This window comes from Tannerella sp. (assembly GCF_052170195.1).
Lineage (GTDB): Bacteria > Bacteroidota > Bacteroidia > Bacteroidales > Tannerellaceae > Tannerella.
In genome coordinates this window covers 32,508-41,370 of the sequence record NZ_JBQNAZ010000028.1, presented here as the reverse complement: position 1 = coordinate 41,370, position 8,863 = coordinate 32,508, and the positions used below count along the sequence as shown (strand labels likewise).

Below are 8,863 nucleotides of genomic sequence, written 5' to 3'. Positions count from 1 at the left end.
GAGGAAAGGTATAAATATTTTTTTGATCAGATGCAAATATTTTGTCTGTTTTTTTTGCGTCTTTTACGTAATCTATTGCGAACTTGGCGGTAAAATTACGCAAAGCATGCAAGTTTGTTTAAGCAAAACATCTCGACCATTGAATAAATCAACATTTTACATCAGGCTTACAGCCCTCCGCAGGAGTGGGTATTCTTTTTCCCCAACGCTTCGCTTCGCTACGCATGAGGCTGAATTAACGCACTCCAGAAAAGGTACATCCCTTAAAAGTGGCGTAAATCATGATAGAAAAAAGAAGCGATAAGAACAAAAACAACTGTCAACTTTCCTTAGGACGACAGTCCGTATATTCCTAAAATGCATGTGGACAGGAATATGGCTGTAAACAGTATCTTTTTCATCTTATTGGATTTTAAAATTGATTTTGAAATGAATATCTTCAGTGAATAGCTTTTTATGAATCATATACTTAATCCGTGTATGAATTATTGTATAATAATCACCTTTAGGTAATGTTTCTTTACTCTCACTCATACAAAAAGGATAGTCAGGTCGAGTGTCATTTGTTAATTTCCAAGGGCAGTTTAACTTTCTGGTTGTTAAAGGATCAATCTTCACTTCTGTTGGTTTTCTGCTGAACTCACACCATATACCAGTCCATGGCGTACCTCTATCGGTGTTGTTACTTTGATATACCCGATAAAAATCATTGTTTATAAAATCGGCTGAAACAAAAATATCATTTTGTGTGATATTCTTCAATGAAAAATAAAAGGTGAAATTGTCTCCTTCTTTAAAAAGCGTGTCCGGTTTTCCTTGTTTGTTAAGGAGGCAAAATTTAAGAACCAATCCGTTTATTTTTTTATCCTTAACTGCTTTTTTTTCATCAAGCAATATCTCTATCTCATTATCCATACTATCGTCTGTCGTTCCTACTACTTTTTTAAACCGTAAATAATTTTTGCCACCGTTATAATATAACTTGAGTTTTTGGGAGGCTATTTCGAAGCGATCGACTTTTCGAATTGTTTCTAAAAAAACAGGTCCGTCCCATAATTCATTGATGTATGTTTTCAGCCCAAAAAGAGGAAAATGAAGCTGATTGCTCTTAATTTCATACTTCCCACCTATTTCATTTGTAGAGCTTTTCCCTGTCAACATTCCATTCCGAAGGAAGATAAGCGTATAGCAGACTGTACAATCTTTTGGATCGGCTTCTCGAAACGCATTGGTTTCCGTATCGCCAAAACCTTCCAACTTCCATGAGCCGATCAGCTCCGAAGGGATAACCGGCAATGTCTCATTCTTCTTCCGATAAAAAAGCAGCTGGTTCTGACTGTTATCGTAATACAGTTTTAACAGATCGCCCATAAAATCGATACGAGAAATGTCATGCATAGCACTCACATATTTCTTCCCTTCAGGTTGTTCATTTGCGGATGTCCCCTCCCATTTGACAATACGCAACGTCTCATCCACCTTATATCTGCCTCTGACCTCGTTTGCCGAAGTATATCCTGAAAATGTTCCGTCTTTCAGAAACGTAATGGTATAACACTTCGCACAATCTTTGGATGCTATCTCTTCGAACGCATTATCTGTTGTGCGCACAAAACCTGCCAGTTTCCATGAACCGATCAATGCTGTCGGTATCACCGGCTCTTCTTCCGGCTGATTCGTATTAGGTTGATCTTGCTGCTGTAAGTGATTGTCATCGTCCAACACATTCTTTCCCGCTTTCTCGCACCCTGCTCCTGCTGTTAGCAAAAGCAGGACACCTATCCATAAAATGATTTTGGCTTTCATGTTTTTCTGTTTTTTAAAATTGATACTTGTTTCTGTGTTCCGGATATTTCTTTTACGCTGCGCCTCCGGTGCGGTTTGCGAGGCGCATCGGCTTGTCGGGCGGAGAAAAATCTTGTTTATTACTTCCATTATTTGTCTGGTAAAGTTAGTAAAAAGATATGTCATCAAACGTTTTTTTAAATATGATGCAAAAAAGGTTGAAAACGCTGCGATGCGAAATGTTAAAATATTTGTTTCTTTCGGGGGCGCGGAACTTTTTACTTTTTTTGCTACGCTTTTTAACCCAGATTCCGCGATAGAAGAAATAAGAATGAATTTCATTCAGGCCTTCAGCCCTCCGAACAAGGTCCGGATGTCGATACCCCACCCTTGCGGGATGGGGCTGAAATAATTCGGGCTATCAGCCCTTTCGGACAATGGTTAATGGTTATGCAGGGTTATCCGAACGCAAATTTCGCAAATGAGCGCGAATAACTGTGTTTGTCATTCCGAACGCCACCCTTTGTCATTCCGAACGTAGTGAGGAATCTCGCGGGGAAAAGGAAAGAGATTCTTCACTTCGCTCTGAATGACAAATTAATTATTAATTGTCAATGGTTAATGGTTATTTTTCAGGTACATGATTCGGCGTGTACCACGCATAACAATTAACAATTGACCATTAACAACTGAATTATGTTATGCCGGGTACATGGTATCCGAACGCAGAGGAACATCCCCCCTCCCCCCCTTCAAAGGGGGAAAAGCGGAGCGAAGAGGGGATGTTATCCCTTCAAAGGGGGGAAGAGCGGAGCGAAGAGGGGATGTTATCCCTTCAAAGGGGGAAGAGCGGAAGCGAAGCATTGGGGAAAAAGCAATATCTCCGTTGGGAGGGCTGTAAGCCTGACGTAACCATTGTCGTACATTCGCACATCCATTATTAATGGTAAACGCCGAACAGTGTATCGCGTAATTTGGGTTTAATGGTTCGTCAGTATTCAGCTACCACACGTTTTCATTTGCGCTTATTTGCGTCAATTGCGTCAATTGCGTTCGGATCAGATTACACATTGGGCTGAATTAACGCGCCCCTGCGGGGCTTCTTTTCAAATTGTCAGTTGTTAATGGTCATTTAGCAGCCGGCTTTCAGCCAACAGTCAAAACAGCTCAACAGCTCAACAAATCAACAACTCAACGCCCGAAGGACTATACTTTTTAGAAGAATTTAAATGAGATGGGAGATTATACGAACTTACCCAAGATTACATTCGGTAAACGTAACCTTGGGTAAGTACTAACTATTGAGAAAAAAGGTCTGTTATTCTACGTTGTACCCAGACAGTTGGACTTTCGGGGTGTTACCGCGCGTATCTTCGTCTTTCCAGCGGATGTTAACTGTTTTCTTCTCGCCGGGAAGTAGGGCAAAGTAATTGTCGGAGTAGAATACGGGGAGGAATTGCAAGCCGTCCTTTTCTCCGGTCACATTCACGCGGATCATCAGCGCGGGTGTTGCCGTCGTATTTTCGACCGTGACGGTGGCATGCCAAGTACCGTCGGGGTCTTTCCGAGTATCGATCGCAGGGAGTAATTTTACTTTCGGCAGTTCGCGTAATGCCTGATAATTGTTTTCTTCGAGGCTCCGATGATAGAAGTTCTCAGAAATAATCGCTCCGTTTTCGGTTAGTGTCAACTTGATAAAGTGCACCTTCGAGAGGTCGGACGGAAATTCGAGACGGACGCATTTGTCTGTCGTATCTTCATGACTGTCGACGGTCGCCTCTTTTTCCCAGACTACGGACGCGTTCATATTCAGCAACTGTGCTTTTGCCGTCAATCCCTTGCGCATGCCGCCACTGTAATTGACCACTTCTACTTCGTCGGTGGCGGGGTTCCACTGGATATGCAACGGCTCGGAGGCTTTCTTGATGGCAAAATAGGCAGCCGTCGGCTCGAAATAATAATCGTATGTCTGCCAAACCATCGAGGGCCAGCAGGGATGACTCATCCACATGAGAAGTCCTTTGCGGTTGAGGCTGCGCGACTCAAAAAGGCTGCGGTGCCCGTCGTAGTTCACCCACTGCGCCAGTTCGGCAAACTCCTTCGCGTTCTGCGGTTCGCCGTATCCCTTGGCGATGATTTCGTTGAACGAGGTACATCCCTGCGCGCCTTCGCGTGTATAATCGTGCATTCCCCACTGATGATCTTGCGGCCAAAGTCCTTCGGGCGAGAAGGTGCGGAGCATGCTTTCGTATGTCATGACGTTGGGCATCCCGCGCTCGCTGTGGAACTTGTCGTTACCCGTTTTCAGCGTAAAATATTCTTTTGCCGGGAGCATGCGGTAGGGGCCGTGTCCGCTCACCACGTCGTCGGCCGAGCTGGAGATATAATGTATATCGGGATGTTTTTCCCGGACGATGCGACGCAGCGCCTGATCGATCTGAGCCGGCGGGAATCCTTCGTTTCTGCCGCAATAAAGGGCGATGGAGGCATGGCTGCGGATACGTTTCACGTAATCTTCGGCATTGGCAATGAACATCTCGGGGTAATACGGATCGGGGCCGTCGGCAGGGTTGGCCAGCCAAAAGTCTTGCCAGATCATGATGCCGTGGCGGTCGCAGGCTTCGTAAAGCTCTTCGTCACCGATCATCCCCACCCAGTTACGCATCATCGTGAAGTTCATATCGGCATGATAGGCTACCGCGATGTCGTATTCGCGGCCGCGATAGTTCAGGTTCGACTCGCTGAAACCCCAGTTTCCGCCGCGACCGATAAAGCGACGTCCGTTGATGAAGAGGCTCAATATACGATTATCTTCATTAAACGTCATCTGACGGATGCCAGCCTTGAAGTTGCGTGCATCGGACACCTTATCGCCAACTTTGAACGTAAAGTTTGCGTCGTAAAGATTCGGAGCGCCGTACCCTTTCGGCCACCACAGGCGCGGATGTTGAATGTTCAACTGCGGATAGGCTGCCGCGTCGAAAACGACCGTTTTTTCTTCGCCCGCAGCCAGCTCGACCAGCTGTTCAAACGTGATTTCGCCGATTTTGCCTTCGAGCGTACCTTGCACGGCTTTTGTGTCCCAGTTCCGGACGATGATGCCGGCCGTCAGCTTGGCCGAGGTCGTATCGGGCAGGGGAAGTACGGAGCGCACAAACGGATCGGCGACGGTGACATGGCCCGTCGTTGTGAGCGATACGTCGTTCCATATTCCGATGTTGCGTCCGCGCATGGTCGGGATCCAGTCCCATCCGATCGTTGCATGGAACGTCGGATTATCGGCGCCCAGAATACCTCCGTTAAAGTCGGTGCTCTGACGGTTCTTCTCTTTGATGGCGCCGATGTGCGCATTCTTCACAATCTCGACCGCAACGATATTCTTACCTGCGACGACAAGGTCGGTCACGTCGAACTTGCCCCGCATGAAAGCGCCTTCGATACGTCCCAGTTTGCGGCCGTTCAGATACACGTCGGCTTTCCAGTTAATACCGTCGAAATTGAGGAACAAACGATCCTGTTTGAAATTTTCGGGCAGCTCGAATTCGTCGCGATACCAGAAATTGGAGTAGAAGAACGATTCGGAGATATGCAACTGGTTATCGGCATAATTCGGTTCGGCTATAGCTCCGGCGTTTTTGAAGCTGCTCAATACCGTTCCCGGAACGGTGGCAACGAGCCAGTTCTCCGGCTTGTAGTTGGAGGTCGAAATCTCTTCGCCCGTAGCTGTCACTTCCGACGCACGGCGAATCATCCAGCTACCGCCCGAGAGAGACATCCGCCCGTCTGCTACGGCCGGTCTTTCGGCCGGGTAGGGCACCAATCCTCCTACGCCCATCACTTCGATCTCGCTGAGGATATAGCGGTTCCCGGCCGATGCTTCCTGCATCAGCACACGCACGTAACGTCCTTTATATTTTTTGTCGAGGGTGATCTCGTCCGTCAGCGCCTCACCGCCGGGAAGCTCGGCTACATCGTCCCATTGCGCGGCATTCTCGGATACCTGCACTTTGCCGCGAACGGCTTTGTTGACCCAGCGTAATACGACTTTATCGAATTCGGAACGGCTTCCCAGATCGACATACAGCCATTCTTCGCCGGCAGAGGCACTCATCCATGCGCTGTTGAAAAACTTCGACGGTTTCATCTCCACGAGTCCCTCGGCATCATAGAAATTCGCCTCTGTAAACACCCAACTATGAGCGCCGGCCATCTTCAGCGTCACCCGATAATAGGGGCTGTTGACTTCCTGCTTGAAAGTTATCGTCTCGTTCAGTTTCCGTACCGACATATCGATCTGCTCCGTCTGCTTGTTCGGATCGGTTACCGGCACACGGTACGATACGGCTTCGCCCGGCAGGTTATTTCCGCTCAGGCGGCCTGCTTCCGTCCATTCCTTTCCATCGGCCGATGTAAGGCAAACGATCTCATAGCCGCCCCGGGCTGCTTTATCGTCATACACAAGCGTTCCTACGAGCGAAAGCTTGCCGACCTTCGCGCTGTAATTTGCAAGCGAGAACTGAAAGTACGTATCATCACCCATAAAGGTGTTTCTGGAATATGGGCCTTCATCAATCATCCATTCACGTTCACGACGCGGCACGTCACCTTCGGGGGTGGAGAGATTCAGGTATTGCGGCTGCTTGTCGGTCACGATCCCGTCCGTCGCAAGTTGTGCCGTGAGGTTGTAGTCGTAGCCAGAAGAAGCGAAGGCAGCCCTGCGCAGGGCGATGTTGCGATAAGTCATATAATCCGGCGATAAAGAAGGAGAAAAATCTTCCTTGGGATTACCGGGATATTGCCCTATCCCTCGTGTATAATAGTCCGATCGCTCGAACGATTCGCTGCTCACTTTCGTCTCTTTGCATCCGCAAAGAAATACCGAGGCCGCGATGGCCGTACAAAAAGAAAAGACCCCTGCGGCTCTTTTCCGCTCTTTCCATTTCTTCATGATTTATTTTGATTATAATTTATTATATGTTCGTTTCGTGTAATTTTCATCTCAATATGCTGTGTTTGTCCGGTCAAAAAAAATATTTGCGGAAAGGAGGCTCGCACCATCAGGTTTTTGATCGTTTGATGCGGTTAAGCGATTTATTTTATCCGCCTGACCGGCGCTACGCTCGTCAGATCGACGGTTACGGTCACCGCCAACTGCTCGATATGGAGTTGTAACCGGTTTCTTCCCAACTTGCGGATCACTCCCGAAACATGTTTCATGGCGCCATTCAAAATCTCCACTTTCTCACCGATGGAAAGGACGTGGTTGGCTGCCTGCTCCAGAAACGAATGGATGGCATCGATCTCTTCCTGACGAATAACGGCAGGTTTTCCCGAATAGTAAATGATGCGGACTACGCCATATACTTTCAACAGCGACATCAATTGCGCTTCCGAACATCTTACAAAAACATACGACGAGAAGAGGGGTTTATCAACCATCTTCACCCGATCCGACCAGACTTGCGGAGAGCGGTGTAAAGGCAAATAGCTCTCCACGCCCATTCCTCTCAGCCGTTCGTCGACTTTCTTCTCCGCACGCGGCGAAGTATAAAGAACATACCAGTTTACATACGTTTCTGCGCTCATTTTGTTCATTTTTCGTATTCCGAGAGATAATAATAAGTTGAGCGCGAAGGCTGACTTTCCATCCGGTAACGGTTCGACGCGGTAACGCAAAACGAATACTCCTTTTCCTCATGCCGATCGATGGGCAGATACAGTACATTCTCCCGGATACCTGTTGCCAGAATCGATTGAGCCTTGGTCATATCAATCGAATCGGACTGTGAATAGTAGATGGTATAGGTATAGTCGTCTGAACTCCTTCCTTTCCACGAGAGTTTCAGCCGTTCCTGTTCACGTACGACGACGATTTCCTGCGGTGCGCACGGCACGGAATCCTTCTCATTCATCCAAACCAGAGGGGGAAGCTGTGCGGGATATTTAAAGAAACGGTTTTTCAGTTCATTATACAGCCCTTTCTCATTCTTAATCACAAACTGTGTCCGGAAGAAAGCGCAACCTTTTACTCCTTGACGGCGTACATAATTAATCTGATCGGTGATTTCGGAGAGATTCCAGTTACCTTCTTTTTTATTCAGGCGATAGGCTCCCAAACCCGCGACCATGTTTCGCTGTCCGGAGTGTTCAAGCCAATTGTTGACAAATGGGTAGAAATCTTGTTGCTGATAATACATCATGGGCACGATCATATCCTGTTTTCCAGCCTTCAGCCATGCTCTCGGGTCTTGATACGCATCTTCGTAGGCCGTCCACCCAGCATTCGGATTCTGCCTTTTACTGTATTTGCCGAGAGGAGAACTGCTCACCTGTACCCAAGGTTTCGTCTTCTTTACCCAATCATGCACTCGCGCGATCATCCGGTTGATATTATCACGTCTCCAATTTTCGAGACTTTGTCCCTTTCCGTACTTTTGATACGTTTTTCTGTCAGGGAAGGATTGTGCTTCCTCGGGATAACGGATATAGTCAAACTGAATACCATCGACGTCATAATTTGTAACGACTTCTTTCACTAATGAAAGAAGATAATCGGACGTTCCCGGATGACCGGGATTGAGGTACCAGTCGTCACGATGTTTTATACATAACTCCGGATGGCGTTTTACAACCGATGCATGTCCCTGTTCCTTCACCATTTTGGCCGAACCGACGGGGTAGGTCACGAAAAATGCGTGACATTCCATGCCTCGTTTGTGACATTCGTCAATCACGAATGCGAGTGGATCATATTCCGGCCATTTTCCGCATTGTCCGGTAAAAACGGCTGATACCGGTTCGATTTGCGAGCGGTAAATCACGTCGCCTCGCAGCCGGGTTTGTACAAAAACCGTATTGAAGTGGGCTTCTTGCAGACGATCCAAGATGGTACGCAATTCCTGCTTCTGCCGGTTTCGTTCGGTTTCATTCGTTGCCGGACTTGTCGGCCAGTCGAGGCCATAGATCGTCGTCAACCATACGGCACGAATTTCGTGCTTGGGGTGGTCGTAATCTGCGGCCGACAAACTGCCGGCCCAGATACACCACCACAATAGCACGACGATCTTTTTCATCTCCG

4 protein-coding genes are annotated in these 8,863 nt (G+C 47.5%); all 4 read right to left on the bottom strand.

Features of this window, described 5'->3' with window-relative positions:
- Window positions 1-402: 402 nt before the first annotated feature.
- The 4 genes from ACTTKA_RS08535 to ACTTKA_RS08520 all read right to left on the bottom strand — a co-directional run bounded on the left by ACTTKA_RS08535 (window position 403) and on the right by ACTTKA_RS08520 (window position 8,858).
- Window positions 403-2,127 (bottom strand): hypothetical protein, encoded by a 1,725-nt coding sequence (locus ACTTKA_RS08535; RefSeq protein WP_442724705.1) that lies wholly within the window; start codon window positions 2,125-2,127, stop codon window positions 403-405.
- A gap of 976 nt (window positions 2,128-3,103) precedes the next feature.
- Entirely contained in the window at window positions 3,104-6,733 is a 3,630-nt protein-coding gene (locus ACTTKA_RS08530) for a glycosyl hydrolase 2 galactose-binding domain-containing protein (protein WP_442724704.1), read from the bottom strand.
- Window positions 6,734-6,876: 143 nt separating this feature from the next.
- Entirely contained in the window at window positions 6,877-7,380 is a 504-nt protein-coding gene (locus ACTTKA_RS08525) for a UpxY family transcription antiterminator (protein ID WP_442724703.1), read from the bottom strand.
- Window positions 7,377-8,858: a glycoside hydrolase family 10 protein gene (locus ACTTKA_RS08520; protein ID WP_442724702.1), complete on the bottom strand. Its 1,482-nt coding sequence runs from the start codon at window positions 8,856-8,858 to the stop codon at window positions 7,377-7,379. The genes ACTTKA_RS08525 and ACTTKA_RS08520 overlap by 4 nt, the downstream gene beginning before the upstream one ends.
- Between the last annotated feature and the right edge of the window lie 5 nt (window positions 8,859-8,863).